We start from the raw sequence: 18,745 nt of genomic DNA, 5'->3' as shown, positions 1-18,745 counted from the left end.
TTATCCACTCCTTTTCTCATCGCAATGAATTTTTTTCCATGGGCATTATGAGTTGTGGGCCAAATTGGAGATGGTTCTTTAGTTGAATGGGTAATCCGCACACGATATACTCGCGCGGTTATGCTGAAAAATCTCAATATTGCCATTATCGGGGCCGGAAATATTGCCGAGGCCTTGGTGTCTGGATTGCTTAAGAAACGAGTGGTTCAGCCCTCGCAAATTTTTGCCACGGATGTTTCGGAGTCGAGGTTGAAGCATTTTAAAACCCAATATGGGGTTCGTGTTGGGTCTGACAATGCTCAGGCTGCTAAATGGTGCGATATTCTAATTTTGGCGGTGAAGCCTCAGGTTATTGATGAGGTCGTGGTAGGGTTGAAGTTACCTGCTCGATCAAATCCCTTGGTATTATCTGTGGCGGCTGGTGTGCCTATTGAAAGAATCCAATCTAAGCTTCGTTCTACCAAGCATATTATCCGGGTCATGCCGAATACCCCCAGCATTGTGCTGGAGGGGGCCACGGCATTGGCCGGGGGCCCAGGTGTATCTTCTCAGGAACTTGAAATAGGAAAATCCATCTTTGAGGCGGTCGGAAAGGTCGTGGTGGTCGAGGAAACCCACATTGATACCATTACGGGGCTTAGTGGTGGAGGGCCTGCCTATGTTTATGTTTTTATTGAGGCGTTGGCCGATGGTGGAGTAAAAATGGGCTTGCCGCGTGAAGTTGCACAGTTATTAGCCGCCCAGACGGTTTTAGGTGCGGCCAAGATGGTCCTTGAAAGTGGTGAGCACCCTGGGGCTTTGAAAGACCGCGTGGCGTCTCCTGGAGGGACGACCATTGCGGGGTTACATAGTTTGGAAGAAGGAAAACTTCGGGGGACCGTAATTAATGCGGTGCAAAGCGCCACCCTACGTTCTAGAAAGTTAGGGAAACTGGGCCAGTCAAGGCATATAGCGTCACGAAAAAATGGCGTTGGTCGAGCCAAGCGGGCTACCTAGATAGGTCCTCCCCCGGGTGAGTGGGGGAAAATAGGGCTCATCAAATTTGGGGAAAGGAGTAGGTTGTGCAGTATTGGGTGAAGGTCGTTTTTACGGATAATCAGGAAGTGATGGTGAATAATGCCGTCCGCCATACCATCAGTGATGATATGGAAGTCTTGGAAATTGATACGCCCCAAGAGGTGATGATCATCCCTCTGAAGCAGATAAAATACTTTTCTTGCGATGCGGCGGTATTTGCCAAAAAATAAGCTGCTGGAAAATATTTTCCTAACAGTGTACTTTACGCCAAACTCTCCCGCACGCCGAACGGATTTCGGCTATTTTCCACCAGCACAGGGGATGTCTCAATTATTATGGAGAGGCGCGTTACATCGCATACCGAAGAAGAGGAAATGAACCAGCGTCGGCATTTGCTGGCGTTGGCGAGAAAGGGTGACGCAAATGCTGTTTCCAAGTTAATGGAGCTGTATCAGGTTAAGGTGTATAGTGGGAATAGCCTGAAATCCATAAAAATTCGAAAATTGCCACCCCCTCCGCCATCCCATAAGCACAAGGAAGGGCTTCCGACGGCCAGAAAGCCAGCCCCGAGACCCTTACCACCCATTGTTGACACTTCCCCCTCTATTCAATCTAAATCTTTGAAGGGTTCAAAGTCGGTCTCCTTGAAAAAAGTTCAGGGTCAAAAGACCGCATCGAAACAAACTCCTGCTAAATCTAAAAAGGTTGCTGGAAGCACTTCTCCATCGAAATCTAAGGCTAAACCCGCGTCAAAGGGGAAAACCCGGAAACCAATACTCAAGAGTCAGGCGAAAAAGTCTTCCATGTCAGGTGCCCGGCTTACAAAAAGTACTTCCAAGGCTAAAACTAAGACTCAACCCAAAGCGAAACCCAAATCTGCCTCAACGTCTCGCGCCAAAGTAAAACCGGTTAAAAAGTCTACGCCAAAATTATCCTCGAAGGTTAAACCAAAATCTAAATCCAAAACCAAACCCAAGCAAAAAACCAAGGCTAGGGCTATCGCCAAACATAAATAATCCCGGGATTGTGAAATGTCGTGGTGGAAGGTAACGATTGTGGAAGTTAGCGAACTTCTACTTTGAGGCCACCACCTGCCAGTTTTGCTGCAATATTATCTGCAGCCTTTTTCGAGCCTTTGTAGACTTGGGCGCTCCCCTCATGATCAATGCGCCAGGCAAGTTCGAAGGCTTTTGACGAATTCATTCCAGGGATAAAGCGACAGAATAGGTCGATGACCTGCTGATAGGTATGACAGTCGCAGTTATAGACGATAACTTCGGCCTCAAAGTCCTTCCCGGTTCCGAGGTCCGTGCCTTCTTCGATGATTTCGTCAACTTCTGTAGAGGGAAAGGTTGCCATAATGGAATGTGAGAATGAGGGTATTCTATCAGTGGTGGACGAATGGCTCAATATCTGAGGCAGATGGCTCAGGTTTCAGTATTTAAGGCTTCACTTTTATTCTCCGATGGAAGATCATTACGCAAAAACATTCCGCCTGCTTATTGCTGGTGATCCAAGACATACGAGCTTCAACCTAGCTTTGACCACAAAAGGGAGATTCCATTGAGCAAGACCATTTTAGTCACGGGGGCCGCAGGTTTTATTGGAAGCAATGCTTCACAAATCCTCGCGTCTCGGGGGGACCGAGTCGTTGGCTTGGATAACCTGAATGATTATTACGATCCTGCCAGAAAACGTGCCAATCTAGAAGAGGTCCGGCAAGCTCTAGCTCACACTGGGCAGGGTGATGGTTTTACCTTCGTGGAGGGGGATATTCGGGATCAGAATCTTGTTGCTGAATTATTTTCTGCTCATTCCTTTGATGCGGTTGTCCATCTTGCCGCTATGGCAGGTGTTCGGGTGTCAATTGAAAATCCCCATATTTACTATGATGTGAATGTGACCGGAACGTTAAACCTTGTCGAGGCATCGGTCGGACGGTTTGGTGGAAAGGCGATCGGACAAAAGAAGCCTGACTCCTTGCCGACTTTTGTGTTTGCCTCAACCTCCTCGGCTTATGGCAATACCAAGCAGATTCCCTTTGTTGAAAATGATCCCTCTGATAAGCCCTTGGCTCCCTATGCTGCAAGTAAGCGAGCGGGCGAGTTGTTGGGATATTCCTATCATTATCTCTATGGCTTACCGTTTACGGCCTTACGATTTTTTACGGTCTATGGTCCTCGGGGTCGTCCGGACATGATGGCCTACAAGGTGTTAGACAATATTTTTACTGGACGGGAGGTTCCCCTCTACAATTCGGGGCAAATGCATCGTGATTGGACCTATGTCACGGATATTGTGCAGGGTATTGTTGGAGCCGTGGATCGACCGCTTGGGTATGAGATCATCAATCTTGGCCGTGGTGAGCCTGTCCTGTTGGCTGAATTTGTCAAGACTATCGAGGAGTTGGCTGGCAAACCTGCTCATTTAATTCCCACCCCAATGGTTGATGCTGATATCGCCTACACATTTGCTGATATTACCAAGGCGCGCGATTTATTAGGGTATGACCCGAAGTTATCGGTTGGCCAAGGAGTTCGCCAATTCTGGGATTGGTACCAGAAGACGATCCTTTCCCCATCTTAAATCCCATATTTTCCTATTGAGAGAAGGGTCCCCCCCTTTTTACCCCTTATTACTTTTGGATGAACTGGGAAATTTTGGGAATTATCGATTTCTCTCCAATTTTTCTTCTTCCCTATTCGAAGAAAATTAATATTTCGTTTGAGACGTGTGCAGGTTTTTTCGCTAGTCTTGGTCGATTCTTCACCGTTGCTCCCGTGCGCTACATTTTACTAGTCAACAAATAATCTAGCTAGATTTTTCTACTTACTGCAATATTTACCCACTATTTCTTACATTTCATAACTCCTTATTTAAACTCAAGTTTTTTTGACCATTTCCGATACATCACCACAATTGGTTAGTCAAAATGGACAAAGTGGCATGTACTCAATGCCGAGTTAAATATCTTAGGTGAAAATTCTTAATTTTTGTTTTTAATGATGAAGAAGACAGGGCTCGTATTAAATACAGGAGGTCCATGGGAAGGCCTCGCGGACAAACAAGGAGGTAGTATGATGGCAACCAGTCGAGAAATTATGAAAATTGTTGGTCTTGCGGGACTGGCATTGCTGCTGGGGCAAGGATGTAGTCAAAAGTCGGTAAACGTTACTGCGGATTCCGAAACCTTTGAACAGGGATCTCAGTATGCCGATGGCCAGTATGGTGCAGGTAACCCATATGGACAAGGCAGCGTTTCTTCGTCATCCCAATACTCTTGGGGACAGCAAGGTGGAGCCGGGGGCAATGGCTCACAAAATTGGGCTCAGCAAAATGGGGGAGGATCTGGCTCACAAAATTGGGCGTCGGGAGGGTCTTCCGGTTATGGCGATGATGAAAGCAATTCAGGATCCCAGGCGATTTCCGGTCCTCTGGCTAACTTGCAGGAGTATGGAAGCGGATGGAACTCTTCAGAAGGCAGTATGGCCAATGAATTTATCCAAGAGGATTATGACAATATTGCAGATGCGCGGTCCCAAGGATTTGGCCAAGGCGGGCAGTATGGTTTCGGTTCCCAACCGAATGACCAAGGGAATGGCTATGGTTCTCAATCTTTTGGCCAAGGCCAGAGGAATTTCGGGGACCAGCATACTCGGGTCCAGGTAGAACTCCAAGATGTGTTTTTTGAATTGGATAGCTGGAGAATTTCCCAAGAGGGACGACAAGCCTTGGCCCATGATGCGGACTGGATTAGTCAAAACCAAGCCCGCAGTTTGACTGTCGAAGGCCATTGTGATCAACGAGGAACTCGGGACTACAACGTGGTACTCGGGAAAAAACGTGCTGAAGCCGTTCGCGCTTATCTCGTGGATCTGGGTGTAGAATCTCATAAAATTCAAGTAATTTCCTATGGCAAAGAGCGTCCGTTTTGCTATGGAAACGATGAACAATGTTATCAGTTGAATCGCCGAGGACATATGCAACTTCATCAATAATACATGGTAGATTCGGTTTTCTTTATGAAGAGGGCAGCGTGGAAACATGCTGCCCTCTTTTTATTCCCTGTCTATCGATCGTTCTTCAAAAGCCCTTGACCTTAAGCCATCCTTTCTTGCCTGTCCGTGACCGCGATGGTAAAGTGACGCCCGCTATGCGGGAGTGGCGGAATCGGCAGACGCACAGGACTTAAAATCCTGCGCCCGCAAGGGCATACGGGTTCAATTCCCGTCTCCCGCACCATCATATAACAGATTGATTTTTATAGGGATTTTTTTCTGGCCTATTGTGGGCTGCAAAAGGATAACTGGCTATAATGCCGAATTTAGACACTTTTTTTGGTTCAATTCCTCGAAGCTAATTTTCGATATAATCTAGAGCGTTAATCCAAGGAAATACATATTTGAAACCTGACATTGAAAAATACATGCCCTATCTGGATGAATATGATTTGACTGAAGATAAGAAAGTTCAGCTTATAAAAGACGTATGGTTAATAATGGAAAGTTTTGTTGATCAGGCTTGGGGCCTCCATCCGGTGCAACAATGCACAGACAGGCACTTGATTCAAGCAGGTAAGCTAAATCTTCTTTAAACCCCACTATATTAAGGAAATTGTAAAATAGGCTTAATGCTCTTACTGCGAGGCAAGAGATTCCTCAACAGCCTTGCGTATATATTTTTGGTAGGAAATCCCTTCTTCATCTGCCTTTTGCCGAACCGCCGACAAGAGTTGCTCTGAAAACCGTAGATTGACCTGCTTGTCCTTCGGAAGCATCTCAAAATTGACCGATGTAAAATTCTTCAGATTAATGTAATCCGTTAAATCCTGGTCCAGGAACTTTTCCGCTTCCTTATCATTTTTGAATTTTGGCACTTTCTTCTTCATATCTCTTCGCCTCTTTCTCATGCATATAACGGGCGCTAATGGGTCGGATTAAACTCTCTCCATTCATCTCCCGCAGGGTAAACACTATAAACATCGGCTTTTGTTTTTTCGAGCGTCCAATCGCCAGATAACGCTCTTCGTCATCGGAATGTTTGGGGTCGGGGGTAACGAAAACCTCTTTTTGTTGAAAGAAATATTCAATCTCCTTCTGCGACAGGCCATGCTTTTGGCCTTTCTCCCGATTTCCCTCATCCCAATCAAAGCCGTTAACTTGTATTTTTATCATAGCAATAAAATATACATTTGTCTATACAAATGTCAATATAAATAATGGCTGCATCTTGGCCCAGACTTTTACAAATATTGCAAAATATGTAGAAGGGCTCGAAAGATAACAACCCGGCTTGTTTTAAGGTACTTACGGCGATAGGCTAAGTTCTAACGGTGTGCCTTGGAGAATGGTGTTCCACTCTTCCAATATCTGGAACAGTTGGTTCGAAGTTTCTCCTCTAAGGCGCATCACCTACAACCTTATTTGGGCTTTCATCCTATTGTTCCCGAACCGGTCCCAGGGGATCTGGAACTCTGGATCATGTCGTAAATAACTCTCCCTTGGGCGAGAGACATCCTTATTATTTCTCCCTTCCTACGACTCTTTTCCCTCTATAATCGATTTTGGTTCGAAATCCAGCGAACCGTAAAGTGGTCCAAACCCCACTTTGAGGAACCGGTTGCCGGTACTCTTCAAAACCTGACTTCCCAAAAAATCAACCGTATTGATCAGCTTCAATCGACCTACCAAGTATCCTTTGAAGGCCAATTGCGACAATCCCTCGCACTGACTAATTATCTGTATTTAGATTTATTGGATCGGGCTTTCCAAAATTTTCCATGGAAAGTTTCCCCTGGTGCCCATATCGTGGATGTGGGATCCCAGAACTTTTATTATGCTTCTGTCTTGCACGCATTTTTTCAACCAAAGGCATTGGTAGGAATAGAGCTGGAAGGCTATCGGATTTATCAGGATGGGCACAGCCGTTTTGATTACGCCATGGCCTATATTCAAGATATGCCGAATACTCAATACCGAGTCATGGATTTTTGTGATTTCGATGGAGAGGTGGACGGCATCACCTGTTTCTATCCATTTTTTGAACCGAACGCTTTGGTTCGATGGCGATTGCCCCTAAAGGTATACCGCCCAGAACTATTGGCTCAGACCATGGCGCGAGTGCTCAAGGTCAATGGTTTTGTGTTTATGGTCAATCGTGGAGAAAGGGGAGGGGTCAAGGCTTGTCAGTTTATGGTGGCTTCTGGTCTGAATCTGGTTGCACAATGTACCTTTCCCGATCCAATTACCGATTGGAACGGTCCACCATGCGTAAGTCTCTGGCGAAAGGAACACTAGGAATTCTTCAATAAATTTACTCTCAATTTCTTCTACGGCAGTCAGAATTCTTTCCAAACCCTATCTATAAGTCCAACCTGTTGAAACTCAATGGGTTTATGCCCATGTTTCTAGGATTCAAGCACTATAGGTGTCGGATACATTTACTGTGAATTTTGCCCATTCCACGTTGCTGGTCGCGATGAGTTCTTTCGGCCACGTCAAACTTACTAAAAAAATGCTGGTATTCAATGAGTTACAGGGGCCGCCACGCTGTTTCATATCTCAGTCATCCTGGTGGCATAGGGCTTGCGATGTCTGTTGGAGGTAAAGCAGCCAATAAGCCTGTTTAGTACAAAAAAATAGCATAACGATTCACAACCCTCATCGTTAAACCTGGAGAAATGAAATGATCAAAAAAGATCAACTTCAAAAGGCAACCTCCAGGGGGTGGGAAAAATTGAGTTGTGTCGTGATAATTTTGATATTGTTTTTTTCAGTGAGTTCCAGTGATGCTAATGCATTGGATATTATCCGGCATTTTCAGGGAGGAACCCCTCAGCCGACGGCCATTGGAAAGGGGAACTTAGTGGCCATCTTTCATGCTGCAGCTGACTTTTGGGAACATGCCATTCAAGATGACCACACCTTGATATTAAAGTTCGGGTGGGCTCCCGTAGGGGGAGGAGTACACACGTTGAATCGTCAAGAGGGTTCTCCTAATCGTGAAACTGAAGGCACCATTCTCTTCAATAACAATACCAATCCCAATAATTTTCAATGGTGGTTGGATGCGACCCCTCATCAAAGTGAAGAGTTTCAGTCCTACACCGAATTGACGCAAGATTTAGGGGGTGGCCAGATTGTAGTTAGCCGAGTTTATTCCAACCCCAAAGGTGAATTCTCGAATGGTGACTATATCGATTTGTTTTCGGTAGCTCTTCATGAAATTGGGCATTCGCTGGGAAAAAGCTTGGCAAATAAAAATTGGGAAGCATTTTCTAAGAAGGGTATTATTGAGATTACAATGCCTCTTCCTTTTTCGGGAACTTCCATTCCTTTAGCCACCAATAATTATGGTGTCACTACTCATATCCATCCTACGAAAATTCAGGGCCGTCCGGTCATGGGGTCGTCCCAAGCAAAGACCCGTCAGTTGCTCTCCATGTTGGATATTTTGGTCAACGCGCAATTGAGCCACTTTACTAAATTGAATCTGACACCTCCCAGGTTTGAGCAAAAAGAATTTCCTGAAACTACTCTGACGCAAGGTGAGAATGACAAAGTAATCAAAATAGGACCCAATGCAATTGGTCTTTCACCAGCCAAATCATAACTTGGCCCTATTATCCCGCCCGTTATCTATGTAGAAGAAATCTACGGGTTTTTGCTTGTCTTGCATTAGCCCAATCTCATCCATAGAATCCTGCCACCTATGGCACCCGCAAAAAACCACAAGAAAAAATCTTCATTAAAAAGTTCTGTCTCTTCATCTTCTATCGATCGCGGTCCAAAGCGGCGGTTCCAAAATCGGTTGCTGAAATGGTATGGCGAATTTGGACGAGACCTTCCTTGGCGTCGCACTTCGGATCCCTACAGAATTTTAGTTTCTGAAGTCATGCTTCAGCAAACGCAGGTTGATCGGGTGGTACCTAAGTATCATGAATTTTTAGGAAAATATCCCACCTTACTAGATTTGGCTGCGGCGAAACCCGATGATGTCCGTAAGGCATGGTATCCACTTGGCTATAATGTACGGCCCTATCGGTTACATAGTATTGCCTGCGAAGCCGTGGAAAAGTATGGGAGCACCATTCCTCGAGACCCGGCGCAGCTTCAATCGATGAAAGGGATTGGTCGATATACCGCAGGGGCGGTACGGTCTTTTGCTTTTAATGAGGATGCTCCTATTCTTGATACCAATGTCATGCGAGTGTTGCATCGTGTGTTTCTTGGAAATGGGGATCCCAAGAAGAAGACGTCTCGATTGTGGGCTATGTCGGAAGAGCTTATTCCCAAAGGGAAGGGGTATGATTTTAATCAGGCGCTCATGGATTTTGGCGCCGTCGTCTGTACCGCGCGTAAGCCCTATTGTCTGTTTTGTCCTATGCGAGACTTCTGTCAGGCGTTTCCTGTTGAAATTAAATAGCTGTCAGGGTGATGTCTACGAAAAAATATATTCAGGTTGCGGCTGCGGTGATTGAATGTGAAGGGCGTTATCTCATTACCAAACGAGAACCAAATTCACATTTGGGCGGTTATTGGGAATTTCCAGGCGGCAAGCGAGAACCTGGTGAGAGTTTAGAGGAATGTTTGAGGCGAGAGTTGCTCGAGGAGTTGGGGGTTGAGATCACGCATCCCCAACCTTTCGTGGTCGTCAAACACGAATATACAGAGAAAGCCGTGGAATTGCATTTTTTCTTCAGTTCGTTATTGTCGGGTGATCTGCAGCCGCTCGGATGCGCGGATTTTCATTGGGTTCATCCTGACGAATTTTCATGCTATCAGTTTCCACCCGCAGATGAACCGGTTATGGCTAAACTCCAGGAACAAAATCAAAGAAAATGATGTGGGACTTTATTTCATGCTCATTCACCACACGATCCAAAAAAATCCCACAAGGTGCAGATGAAAGTTGTTCTTGATATTGAAACCGTGCAAGCGCCTCGCGAGGAATGGGCACGGTTAGCAGGCGTAGAGAATGTTATCTCAGAATCTTGCGATGGGGATCCTTCTGCTGATTTGTTTTCCCACGCGGAGGTCCAGGAGCAGCTTAAAAAAGAGGATGAATTGTATGAACGTTCATCGTTTGATGGGACCTATAGCCGAATTGTGTGCATTGGGATGTTGGTTTTTTCTCCTTCTATGGAACCACAGGGAGCCGTGAGTTGGTATGGTTCCAATGAAGCTGACTTGCTTCGTCAATTTTGGGGCCGGCTAGGGGAAATTCGTCCGTCACTATTCATTACGCATAATGGGTTGGGGTTTGATTTGCCGTTTATTAAAAAACGGTCGATTATTCATCGTGTCAAACCTTCAATGGAAATCAGTCTGGCAAAGTTTCGCACCGAACCGGTCTACGATACGATGGCCGTTTGGAGTAATTGGGATATGCGAGGATGGGTGAAGCTGGATATTTTGGCTCGGGCATTACAGGTCGAAACCAAGTCGGGTAGCGGGAAAGAGGTTGCGGAGATGTGGGCTGCGGGACAGGGTAAAGCCATTGCAGAATATTGTCTACAAGATACCTATGTCACCTATGCTTGTTATAATCGGATGACCTTTCGTGAACCCCTGGGACGAGATCTTGTTGTGCATAATCCTCAATTAATTGAAGCAAGCTAACGGGTTTCGGTTTTTTCCTGCTTTATTTCCTCAATGGCTTTTTTCTGGTCGGCCAATTCTTTTCGAAGTGCTTTAATTTCCTCCATTAACAATTGCGTGTCAGAGTTTGTTTCACTTTGATCCGAAGCGGTCTCGATCTCCTGAGATAAAGGTGTTGTTTTCTCGGAGATGGATGCCTTTGGGGCGGTGTCGGTGGTTTTGTCTGCTTGCATGGATGGAAAGGAGTGCTCGTCTTTGAGGGAGGCAAGGAGACGAAGATTGATGACGACATGGTTGGTATCTGCTCCGCCCAAGAGCCAATGGGGCTTCTGTTCTGCTTGGATTGCTTCTTGGGGAGTAAATACAATGGTAGGTTTTCCAGTACCTTCCTGAACTGTTCGGACCGTTCTTCCCGCGGTTTTAGTTGCGGCATGAGCTCCGGAGTTTGCAAATATTAAAGAAATATACAGATTTTCATTTTTCACATACATGGTCCCTTTGAGGGGCTGAATATCTTGTTTGGGGTTGCCGTGGGTTTGAAAAGCCACATGTTCCTCAGGTGTCACTTGAGAAAAGGCTTGTTTCAACTGATCCGCTAATACATGGGTTTGTTCCTCGGTGAACACAGGGTGCGGGGAATTGTCACTGGAAAATAATTTTTGGAGTAATCGTTTATGTTGCTCCAGTTTCAAGCCAGTCAAGATGTGAGTCATTGTTTCGGTGTGGAAAGAGACGGGGTGATCTGCCGAGAAGGATTCGTCGGACACAGTGGTGAGTGAAACCGATACTTGGGAATCTTCAAAAATGGGGGTTTCGACCCGGGGCGTCCAATAGCACCCACTCAAAAAGGCGAGCAGGATGCATAGATGCAGAATTCGATAAGGAAATGGAAATTCATACATGATGGTTCGTCGCTGAAAGCTCTAGCCTAACAAAATACTGAACTTGAGGGAACGGTTTTTATAATCTTTGCTTAACTAGAGATGAATGGAAATCTTAATATGGTAAAATGTTTCCCTATTAAGTTTTTTGTAGGGAGCCAGGGGAAGAGAAGAACAAATTTCATTTTAGGCAAGGATGTGTAGGGAGAAAAGAGAATGGTTAAACTTGGCGGAGCCCACAAGCACGAGCAATGCCATCTCGGTAGTTTAGCCATAATTGGAGACCTTCCTCCAAGTGCTCCAATACCAGAGTATGCTGTTTGTTGGCAGTTGCCTCTTTGACAATTGAATCGTACACAATTTTTCGATTAGAGGGCTCAATCATTTCACGAACCCGGACCAAATCCATGTGTTTGGGGTCAAGGCCATGGTAGATCACAAGCGGGTGTTTAAGGACAATATCTTCGATTTCAGCTTCGGATTTTGGTTCTTCTTGGCTAAAGACTTCCTGTCGATCATTCGCCGATCCTTCAACAAGAAGGGTCAAGATCGCGGCACCCACAATCCACTCTTGCTCTTGGCAAATATCATCGAGCCATTCCCGGAACGAAAAACTCTGCGAGAGCAATTCGACATCGCGAAATTCGGCGCGTGGATACCCGAGACCTAACATCATGTCCAAAAAGAGTTCCTGGTGTGGCTGGCCAAGCGAGAGTTTCCCGGTTTCCTCTTCGTAGATCGTGGTAGCCAGCTGTCGGCGCATTTCCCATGCAGGGTTTTTCCCAAGAAGCCGACCGAGCAGCACGGAAAAATCCCGGATGTATACCGCATACTCTTGGCGGAAATGAATATTTAGCTGGGCCTTGGTGGCCGTGCTTCCGTTGAAGTAGGGTGTCGACCAATGTTGTTTGCGGCTAACAATGTCAAAAAGACGTTCGCGAAACTGGTCAGCTGAAAGCTTCCAAATCATTCGAATCCATCGGGTTCGGGATGAGCCGTGTGTGTTGCTACACGTTGGCGTGGGAATTTAAAGCCTTGTCGGAATATTTTGGTTCGAGCTTAATCAAGGCAAATTTGCAATTTCTGGAAAATCAAACCTACAATAGGATATTTATAATAACACACATGAGGAAAAATCAACATGGCCAGAGCTCCGGTAAATCTTGCTGATCCTGACCAAATTTTGACTTTTTTGGCGGACGTTTCCCTAAAAGGTGAGGGACTCACCACTGACAGCTTAATGGAATATGTATTAGACGAAGGATTTACCGAACCGACCTATTTGAGTGCCAAAGGCGAGGATCCAGAAGCGTATTATAAGGGGGAGCCTAATGCCTGGGCGGTATATCAAATCCGAGAGTGGAAACGGGTTCTTGTCATTAGTGATGGGGGAGGGAGAGGTCGGCGCGCGCAAATAACAGAAACTCCTTAGGGCAATTGCCCTGGCCCGAATGGACATGATGGGGGCAAGTCATTTAAATAGTTATAGTGCTATCCAATTAGATGCAAAAAAGGCCGATTGGATTGAGAATTAATTGGCTCGGCATTTAGGCCATAAGGAGAGGTTATTTATAGTACCATCCTCCAACAAGCACGCCTTCTTCAAAATAAAGGTAGCGGTGTCGAACCGAACCTGCATCGATCCAATCTTCATATACCCATTCTTCTCGCCGAATGCCCCGATCCGTATAGGTGACATTCATTTGGTAGGGTGATCCCCATGCGGCGATGGCCTGATCGCGAGTCATGCCGGCAACAACTTCTTTGTCCTGAATATGTTGTTCAAAGGTTGGGTCTAAGAAGCTAGGCAGAAATCCCCAGGCAATCATGAAAAGCGCGAAGGCGGCCAAAAGGGAGTAAATGGTAATGCGTACAGGTTTTCGACAGATAAAGGGTATCTCGGGCGTCTGGAGATTTGGATGCAAGTCCACGGCTTCCCCATTTTCCGAAGATGGTTTGGGAGGGTGGACAGAGGTGGCTGAGATGGAATTGTTGGGTACCATAAAACGCTAGGTGACTTTATCAGGGCGAAATAAATGTCGTCAATGTGGAGATCCAATGTTTCTGGAGATTGAACATAGTGAAAATTTTGAGGGGTCATTATTTCTCCGTTTCAAGGAGGTTGGGCTAGCGAAACCTTTGATGCAGGTAAAACTGTATGAACGCTCAATACAAGGGGAATGGTGTGACGTAGTTGGTTGGACAGACAATGAGGCCGACCCTGTTTGTCCTGCGTTTGGCCAACCTGTGGAAGATTCAGGGGCGGGTTTGGCCTATCTCGTGTTTGGGGGCATGTGTGGTATTCGGATAAGGCCGGTAGAAATTAAAGAACCTTGGTCACTCGAAAGTCCCTACCAATGGGGGGAATCTCATCTCCTTCTTGCCGATATTGGAGATTTACGATTTCAAGAACCCTAAACTTGTCGTGGAAAGTTTCGAAGGCTTGAGGCCTTAATCAGCGTATTGAGGCAAAGGAATGGACTTCTGTTTTTTTGGAGGTTCCGTGGGGCGCTTGGCAAACTCAGGAGAATAGGGGTTTAAAAAGGGTTCATGGGTATAGGGTCGTGTTTTTCGAATTTGGGGCAGGCTTTGAATAGTAAATTCCAACCGATCAATGGGCGACTGTCCCGTGACATAGTTCGGAATGCCATTGAGGGAAAAGAGTTGGTAGGCTAAAGACCAATCCCATTGTTCTTTATTATGTTCCTTGACCAAGAGGGTTGCTTCTTGAGAAGGAGGGCCTTTGAAAATTAGCACCCAAAGATTCGATCGGAATACTGGTGCATCGGGTTGGGTGGGAGGAACAAATTCTTTGACGAGGCTGGGAATGGTTTCAATCGGGACCGCAGGGGTGAATTCGATTTCAACTCGTTTAACATATAAAGTAGGAAAATCTTTTTGCTCGCGAAGGTCCGGTGTATACACAAATGAATAACGAACTTGGATGCCGTTTTTTTCATAGGTGTACACATCTTCCCCGTTTTCTGGAGACACCAACTTGCTAAAATACTTTTCCCAATCTTGGGGCGAGTAGTAGCTAAAGATCCGCAAGGCGGCTTTTCGGGCCCGAATGGCGTGAGGGGTCCCAATTTTTTGGTGCAGTTCCTTTTTCGTGAGCCCCAAAAACCCATCTTCGAAATAGGGCATGGCCTGGGACTGTGAGGGCGAACCCAAAAAACTCAAGCCGACCAGGATAAGAAAAAAGATCTGAGGAATTTTTGTTAATGAGACAGGCATGGATTTAGCTAGTACAAACACAACTAATTTATCCTATTCCCTCATCTTATAGGGCGTCAAGCCAGGCAGGCACCACAGGAATAGTTTTTTCAAAATTTTTTGCAGGCTGACTTTTGACCCTCGTCTTCTTACCCGGTATAGTCGTTTTTCCGTAAAATCGATGATATCTATACCAGAGCGAGTGCAAAGCCTCATTTTAGTGGGGTGTGGCAAGGAATGACGAAAGTCAGTCTAGACAATCATATAGTCAGGATTTAATTGAAGAGGAAAATGTGAAACATTCAACAGGCCGAATACAAGATTTGCAGGCCCTCATGACGAAGCGAATTGTGGTGTTGGATGGGGCCATGGGCACCATGATTCAACGGCAAAAGTTAGAGGAAGCTGATTTCCGTGGATCCCAGTTCGCCCACCATTCCTGTGACGTAAAGGGGAATAATGATCTATTGGCGATCACGCAATCCGACCTAATTACCTCGATTCATCAGCAGTACCTTGATGCCGGGGCGGATATTATTGAAACCAATACGTTTAATTCCAACTCCATTTCCATGGCTGATTATAAAATGGAGCATTTGGCTTACGATTTGAATGTCGCGGGAGCCAAGGCCGCGCGAAAAGCTGTTGAGATGGTCATGACCAAAGATCCGTCTCGAACAAAATTTGTGGCTGGGGCCCTTGGCCCCACCAATCGTACGGCTTGTATGTCGCCCGATGTAAATGATCCGGCCTTCCGTGCGGTTACGTTTGATCAGTTGCGTGAAGCCTATTATGAACAAGTCCGGGGGCTCCTCGATGGCGGAGTAGATTTGCTTCTCGTGGAGACCATTTTCGATACCCTCAATGCCAAAGCCGCATTTTTTGCGATTGATCAATATCGTGAGGAACATGGCATACAGATCCCGGTGATGGCGTCGGTTACCATTACAGATCAAAGCGGACGGACCCTGTCCGGGCAGACAATTGAAGCGTTTTGGAATTCCATTGCCGATGCTCACCCCTTTAGTGTGGGAATAAATTGTGCGCTTGGCGCCAAACAAATGCGTCCCTATATTGAAGAACTCGCAAAACTCGCCCCTACCTATATTAGTTGCTATCCCAATGCCGGTTTGCCGAATGCGTTTGGCGGGTTTGATGAAACGCCGGAACGGATGGGTGAGGATTTACGCGACTTTGCCAGCAATGGGTGGTTGAACATTGTGGGCGGGTGTTGTGGAAGCACACCCGATCATATTCATTCCATTGCTCAAGCGGTGAAAGGCCTTCCTCCTCATGTGGTTGTTCCTTCAGATCATGTTACCCGGTTAAGCGGATTAGAGCCGTTGGTCATTCGGCCTGAAATGAACTTTATCAATATTGGGGAACGGACCAATGTGACTGGTTCACCAAAATTCGCCAAGTTGATTCTCAATGGCCAGTTCGAGGAGGCCTTGTCTGTAGCGAGACAACAAGTGGAGGGTGGCGCTCAAATCATCGACGTTAATATGGATGAAGGGATGTTGGATTCTGAAAAATCCATGGTGCACTTCCTCCACCTCATTGCCTCGGAGCCGGATATTTGTCGTGTGCCGATCATGATCGATAGCTCCAAATGGTCGGTGATCGAGGCCGGCCTTCAATGTATTCAGGGTAAGGGGGTGGTCAATTCAATTAGCCTGAAAGAGGGTGAGGAGAAATTTAAGGAACAGGCCCGCCTCATTAAACGGTACGGTGCGGCCACAGTAATCATGGCTTTTGATGAACAGGGGCAAGCCGATACCATTGAACGAAAAGTCGAGATCTGTACGAGGGCATATCATCTCTTAACCAAAGACGTAGAGTTTCCTCCTGAAGACATTATTTTTGACCCCAATATTCTTACGGTGGCCACGGGGATCGAGGAGCACAATAATTATGCGGTGAATTTTATTGAAGCCACTCGACAAATCAAGGCGACCTTGCCGCATTGTAAAGTGAGTGGTGGCGTCAGCAATATTTCCTTTTCCTTTCGGGGAAACAACTTTGTGCGCGAGGCCATGCATACCGCTTTTTTGTTTCATGCCATTAAGGCAGGGATGGATATGGCTATTGTGAATGCCGGTCAATTGGGCGTATACGAAGAAATTTCTAAGGACTTGTTGGAGTTGGTGGAAGATGTCCTGCTGAATCGTAGGTCCGATGCCACGGAACGGTTGGTCTCCTTTGCCGAGACGGTCAAGCAAGGTGGTAAGGCCATCGTGAAAGACGATGTCTGGCGCAAAGGCACGGTTGAAGAACGTCTGTCACATGCATTGGTCAAGGGCATTGTGGAATATATTGACGAAGATGTGGAAGAGGCGCGTCAGAAATTTGAAAAACCACTTCAGGTCATTGAAGGCCCTCTGATGGCTGGTATGAATATCGTCGGGGAATTATTTGGTTCTGGGAAAATGTTTTTGCCGCAAGTCGTGAAGAGCGCTCGCGTGATGAAAAAAGCTGTGGCCTATTTGTTGCCCTTCATGGATAAAGAAAAAGAAGCTTCTGGGAGTGGAGCGCAGGGGAAAGTCTTAATGGCCACGGTGAAAGGTGATGTGCATGATATTGGCAAAAATATTGTTGCGGTGGTATTGGGCTGTAACAACTATGAAGTGATCGACCTTGGAGTGATGGTCCCCTGCGAGAAAATTTTAAAAACCGCTAGAGAAGAAAAGGTCGACATGGTCGGCTTGAGTGGATTGATTACACCTTCATTGGATGAAATGGTGCATAACGCCAAAGAGATGGCGCGAGAAGGCTTCGATATTCCTTTGCTCATTGGAGGCGCGACCACAAGTAAGGCTCATACCGCCGTGAAAATTGCTCCAGGGTATCAAGAACCAGTCGTACATGTCCTGGATGCTTCCTTGGCAGTGAATGTCGTACGACAATTGTTAAGTGAGGAAGAAAGACCTGGATTTGTAGAAAAGGTTCGCCAGCAGCAAGCCTCCTCACGCGAAGCCTACGAGAGCAAGAAAACCACGAAAAAGTTATTGAGGTTGGAGGAAGCCAGAAAGCGCCGAACCCCAATAGATTGGCAATCTTCGGATATGACCAAGCCGAGTTTTCTAGGGACACGAGTGATAGAAAATCAAATGCTAGAAGATTTAATTCCTCTAATCGATTGGTCGCCTTTTTTCCAGACCTGGGAACTGAAGGGTCGATATCCAAAGATATTTGAGGATGCCACTGTCGGAAGTAAAGCGAAAGAGTTGTTTGATGATGCGCAGGGTTTACTCAAGGAAATTGTCGATAAGAAGTTACTTACTGCCAAGGCCGTGTATGGATTTTTCCCCGCCAATAGTCGGGAGGATGACATTGTTGTTTATCAAGATGAGACTCGCTCGACAGAGTTGACGGTGTTTCACACGCTTCGACAGCAATTGGAAAAAACTAAAGGCGAGGCTAATTATGCCTTGGCCGATTTTATTGCCCCTCAATCAACGGGATTTGCCGACTATCTTGGTGGGTTTGCCGTGACGGCAGGCATTGGCCTGGAGGACATCTGCAAGCAATTTGAAAAAGACCACGATGATTATAATTCCATCATGGCAAAGGCGTTGGCCGATCGACTGGCGGAGGCCTTTGCGGAATGGCTGCATCGAAAAGTTCGGAGGGAATGGGGTTATGGACAGGATGAAGACCTCTCGAATGAAGAGTTAATCAAAGAGTCCTATCGTGGAATTCGCCCAGCTCCAGGTTATCCGGCCTGTCCCGACCATACGGAAAAAGGTATTTTGTTTAAGCTGCTGAATGTTGAACAGTCCACGGGGATCCATCTGACTGAAACATTCGCAATGTTTCCCGCGGCTTCCGTGAGTGGTCTCTACTTTGCCCATCCCCAGGCCAAATACTTTGGGGTCGGGAAAATCGACCAAGATCAGGTTAAAGACTATGCAATTCGAAAACAAATGGATGTGTCGGTAGTCGAACGATGGCTTTCGCCCAATTTATTGTAAGGGTCTTTTCACTGAGAAAGAGATTGCAAATATTGGAAATTTTGCGGGACTTTGGGGC

Annotated in this window: 21 protein-coding genes and 1 tRNA gene; 15 read left to right on the top strand and 7 right to left on the bottom strand. The window is 46.2% G+C overall.

Going from position 1 to position 18,745, the window contains the following annotated elements; genetic code table 11:
* Nucleotides 1-54: 54 nt before the first annotated feature.
* The 3 genes from proC to PPG34_RS16575 all read left to right on the top strand — a co-directional run bounded on the left by proC (nucleotide 55) and on the right by PPG34_RS16575 (nucleotide 2,033).
* Nucleotides 55-996, top strand: coding sequence for a pyrroline-5-carboxylate reductase (gene proC / locus PPG34_RS16585; protein ID WP_313834555.1), 942 nt, complete (start codon nucleotides 55-57; stop codon nucleotides 994-996).
* Between the two features lie 65 nt (nucleotides 997-1,061).
* Entirely contained in the window at nucleotides 1,062-1,247 is a 186-nt protein-coding gene (locus PPG34_RS16580) for a cupin domain-containing protein (RefSeq protein WP_313834554.1), read from the top strand.
* A gap of 414 nt (nucleotides 1,248-1,661) precedes the next feature.
* Nucleotides 1,662-2,033 (top strand): hypothetical protein, encoded by a 372-nt coding sequence (locus tag PPG34_RS16575; protein ID WP_313834553.1) that lies wholly within the window; start codon nucleotides 1,662-1,664, stop codon nucleotides 2,031-2,033.
* 46 nt (nucleotides 2,034-2,079) lie between these two features.
* Here the strand turns inward: PPG34_RS16575 and PPG34_RS16570 are convergent, their stop codons facing one another.
* Entirely contained in the window at nucleotides 2,080-2,376 is a 297-nt protein-coding gene (locus PPG34_RS16570; protein WP_313834552.1) for an ATP-dependent Clp protease adaptor ClpS, read from the bottom strand.
* Between the two features lie 204 nt (nucleotides 2,377-2,580).
* Between PPG34_RS16570 and PPG34_RS16565 the strand changes: the two genes are divergently transcribed.
* The 4 genes from PPG34_RS16565 to PPG34_RS16550 all read left to right on the top strand — a co-directional run bounded on the left by PPG34_RS16565 (nucleotide 2,581) and on the right by PPG34_RS16550 (nucleotide 5,611).
* The gene (locus PPG34_RS16565) at nucleotides 2,581-3,603 is read left to right on the top strand and encodes an NAD-dependent epimerase/dehydratase family protein (RefSeq protein WP_313834551.1); all 1,023 of its coding nucleotides are present in this window, start codon (nucleotides 2,581-2,583) and stop codon (nucleotides 3,601-3,603) included.
* 491 nt (nucleotides 3,604-4,094) lie between these two features.
* Nucleotides 4,095-5,015, top strand: a complete 921-nt coding sequence (locus tag PPG34_RS16560; RefSeq protein ID WP_313834550.1) for an OmpA family protein — start codon at nucleotides 4,095-4,097, stop codon at nucleotides 5,013-5,015.
* Between the two features lie 157 nt (nucleotides 5,016-5,172).
* Nucleotides 5,173-5,259 (top strand) — tRNA-Leu (locus PPG34_RS16555).
* Between the two features lie 160 nt (nucleotides 5,260-5,419).
* Nucleotides 5,420-5,611, top strand: coding sequence for a hypothetical protein (locus PPG34_RS16550; protein ID WP_313834549.1), 192 nt, complete (start codon nucleotides 5,420-5,422; stop codon nucleotides 5,609-5,611).
* A gap of 42 nt (nucleotides 5,612-5,653) precedes the next feature.
* Here the strand turns inward: PPG34_RS16550 and PPG34_RS16545 are convergent, their stop codons facing one another.
* Nucleotides 5,654-5,905, bottom strand: coding sequence for a CopG family antitoxin (locus tag PPG34_RS16545; protein ID WP_313834548.1), 252 nt, complete (start codon nucleotides 5,903-5,905; stop codon nucleotides 5,654-5,656).
* Nucleotides 5,874-6,191 (bottom strand): BrnT family toxin, encoded by a 318-nt coding sequence (locus tag PPG34_RS16540; protein WP_313834547.1) that lies wholly within the window; start codon nucleotides 6,189-6,191, stop codon nucleotides 5,874-5,876. The genes PPG34_RS16545 and PPG34_RS16540 overlap by 32 nt, the downstream gene beginning before the upstream one ends.
* A gap of 534 nt (nucleotides 6,192-6,725) precedes the next feature.
* On the opposite strand from PPG34_RS16540, the gene PPG34_RS16535 reads away from it, so the two are divergent.
* From PPG34_RS16535 to PPG34_RS16515, 5 genes are all read left to right on the top strand, one after another.
* The gene (locus tag PPG34_RS16535; RefSeq protein ID WP_313834546.1) at nucleotides 6,726-7,313 is read left to right on the top strand and encodes a hypothetical protein; all 588 of its coding nucleotides are present in this window, start codon (nucleotides 6,726-6,728) and stop codon (nucleotides 7,311-7,313) included.
* A 388-nt stretch (nucleotides 7,314-7,701) separates the two neighbouring features.
* Nucleotides 7,702-8,628 (top strand): hypothetical protein, encoded by a 927-nt coding sequence (locus PPG34_RS16530; protein WP_313834545.1) that lies wholly within the window; start codon nucleotides 7,702-7,704, stop codon nucleotides 8,626-8,628.
* Nucleotides 8,629-8,727: 99 nt separating this feature from the next.
* The gene (locus tag PPG34_RS16525) at nucleotides 8,728-9,441 is read left to right on the top strand and encodes an A/G-specific adenine glycosylase (protein ID WP_313834544.1); all 714 of its coding nucleotides are present in this window, start codon (nucleotides 8,728-8,730) and stop codon (nucleotides 9,439-9,441) included.
* An 11-nt stretch (nucleotides 9,442-9,452) separates the two neighbouring features.
* Complete coding sequence (locus tag PPG34_RS16520) at nucleotides 9,453-9,860, top strand: (deoxy)nucleoside triphosphate pyrophosphohydrolase (protein ID WP_313834543.1); 408 nt, start codon at nucleotides 9,453-9,455, stop codon at nucleotides 9,858-9,860.
* Between the two features lie 60 nt (nucleotides 9,861-9,920).
* Nucleotides 9,921-10,637, top strand: a complete 717-nt coding sequence (locus tag PPG34_RS16515; RefSeq protein WP_313834542.1) for a 3'-5' exonuclease — start codon at nucleotides 9,921-9,923, stop codon at nucleotides 10,635-10,637.
* On the opposite strand, the gene PPG34_RS16510 is transcribed toward PPG34_RS16515, so the two are convergent.
* Both PPG34_RS16510 and PPG34_RS16505 read right to left on the bottom strand, forming a co-directional pair.
* Entirely contained in the window at nucleotides 10,634-11,518 is an 885-nt protein-coding gene (locus PPG34_RS16510) for a hypothetical protein (RefSeq protein WP_313834541.1), read from the bottom strand. The two genes, PPG34_RS16515 and PPG34_RS16510, sit on opposite strands and share 4 nt — an antisense overlap.
* 199 nt (nucleotides 11,519-11,717) lie before the next feature.
* Nucleotides 11,718-12,467, bottom strand: a complete 750-nt coding sequence (locus PPG34_RS16505; RefSeq protein WP_313834540.1) for an iron-containing redox enzyme family protein — start codon at nucleotides 12,465-12,467, stop codon at nucleotides 11,718-11,720.
* 171 nt (nucleotides 12,468-12,638) lie between these two features.
* Between PPG34_RS16505 and PPG34_RS16500 the strand changes: the two genes are divergently transcribed.
* Nucleotides 12,639-12,929, top strand: coding sequence for a hypothetical protein (locus PPG34_RS16500; protein ID WP_313834539.1), 291 nt, complete (start codon nucleotides 12,639-12,641; stop codon nucleotides 12,927-12,929).
* Between the two features lie 133 nt (nucleotides 12,930-13,062).
* On the opposite strand, the gene PPG34_RS16495 is transcribed toward PPG34_RS16500, so the two are convergent.
* A complete protein-coding gene (locus PPG34_RS16495) occupies nucleotides 13,063-13,428 on the bottom strand; it encodes a hypothetical protein (RefSeq protein WP_313834538.1) in 366 nt (121 codons plus the stop codon).
* Between the two features lie 127 nt (nucleotides 13,429-13,555).
* Between PPG34_RS16495 and PPG34_RS16490 the strand changes: the two genes are divergently transcribed.
* Complete coding sequence (locus PPG34_RS16490; RefSeq protein ID WP_313834537.1) at nucleotides 13,556-13,915, top strand: hypothetical protein; 360 nt, start codon at nucleotides 13,556-13,558, stop codon at nucleotides 13,913-13,915.
* 33 nt (nucleotides 13,916-13,948) lie between these two features.
* Here PPG34_RS16490 and PPG34_RS16485 read toward each other — a convergent pair whose 3' ends face one another.
* Nucleotides 13,949-14,755 (bottom strand): hypothetical protein, encoded by an 807-nt coding sequence (locus PPG34_RS16485; RefSeq protein WP_313834536.1) that lies wholly within the window; start codon nucleotides 14,753-14,755, stop codon nucleotides 13,949-13,951.
* 251 nt (nucleotides 14,756-15,006) lie between these two features.
* Between PPG34_RS16485 and metH the strand changes: the two genes are divergently transcribed.
* On the top strand, nucleotides 15,007-18,687 hold the full coding sequence (metH, locus tag PPG34_RS16480) for a methionine synthase (protein ID WP_313834535.1): 3,681 nt from the start codon (nucleotides 15,007-15,009) through the stop codon (nucleotides 18,685-18,687).
* Nucleotides 18,688-18,745 lie beyond the last annotated feature (58 nt).

This window comes from Candidatus Nitronereus thalassa, assembly GCF_032191465.1.
In the GTDB taxonomy this organism is placed as follows: Bacteria; Nitrospirota; Nitrospiria; order Nitrospirales; family UBA8639; genus Nitronereus; species Nitronereus thalassa.
This window is presented reverse-complemented; position numbering and strand designations above follow the sequence as displayed.

What these genes read in the sequence shown, in the direction of transcription:
- PPG34_RS16570 (WP_313834552.1), bottom strand. Translation starts at nt 2,376, where the DNA reads ATGGCAACCTTTCCCTCTACAGAAGTTGACGAAATCATCGAAGAAGGC.
- PPG34_RS16560 (WP_313834550.1), top strand. Translation starts at nt 4,095, where the DNA reads ATGATGGCAACCAGTCGAGAAATTATGAAAATTGTTGGTCTTGCGGGA.
- PPG34_RS16545 (WP_313834548.1), bottom strand. Translation starts at nt 5,905, where the DNA reads ATGAAGAAGAAAGTGCCAAAATTCAAAAATGATAAGGAAGCGGAAAAG.
- PPG34_RS16540 (WP_313834547.1), bottom strand. Translation starts at nt 6,191, where the DNA reads ATGATAAAAATACAAGTTAACGGCTTTGATTGGGATGAGGGAAATCGG.
- PPG34_RS16530 (WP_313834545.1), top strand. Translation starts at nt 7,702, where the DNA reads ATGATCAAAAAAGATCAACTTCAAAAGGCAACCTCCAGGGGGTGGGAA.
- PPG34_RS16525 (WP_313834544.1), top strand. Translation starts at nt 8,728, where the DNA reads ATGGCACCCGCAAAAAACCACAAGAAAAAATCTTCATTAAAAAGTTCT.
- PPG34_RS16520 (WP_313834543.1), top strand. Translation starts at nt 9,453, where the DNA reads ATGTCTACGAAAAAATATATTCAGGTTGCGGCTGCGGTGATTGAATGT.
- PPG34_RS16515 (WP_313834542.1), top strand. Translation starts at nt 9,921, where the DNA reads ATGAAAGTTGTTCTTGATATTGAAACCGTGCAAGCGCCTCGCGAGGAA.
- PPG34_RS16510 (WP_313834541.1), bottom strand. Translation starts at nt 11,518, where the DNA reads ATGTATGAATTTCCATTTCCTTATCGAATTCTGCATCTATGCATCCTG.
- PPG34_RS16505 (WP_313834540.1), bottom strand. Translation starts at nt 12,467, where the DNA reads ATGATTTGGAAGCTTTCAGCTGACCAGTTTCGCGAACGTCTTTTTGAC.
- PPG34_RS16500 (WP_313834539.1), top strand. Translation starts at nt 12,639, where the DNA reads ATGGCCAGAGCTCCGGTAAATCTTGCTGATCCTGACCAAATTTTGACT.
- PPG34_RS16490 (WP_313834537.1), top strand. Translation starts at nt 13,556, where the DNA reads ATGTTTCTGGAGATTGAACATAGTGAAAATTTTGAGGGGTCATTATTT.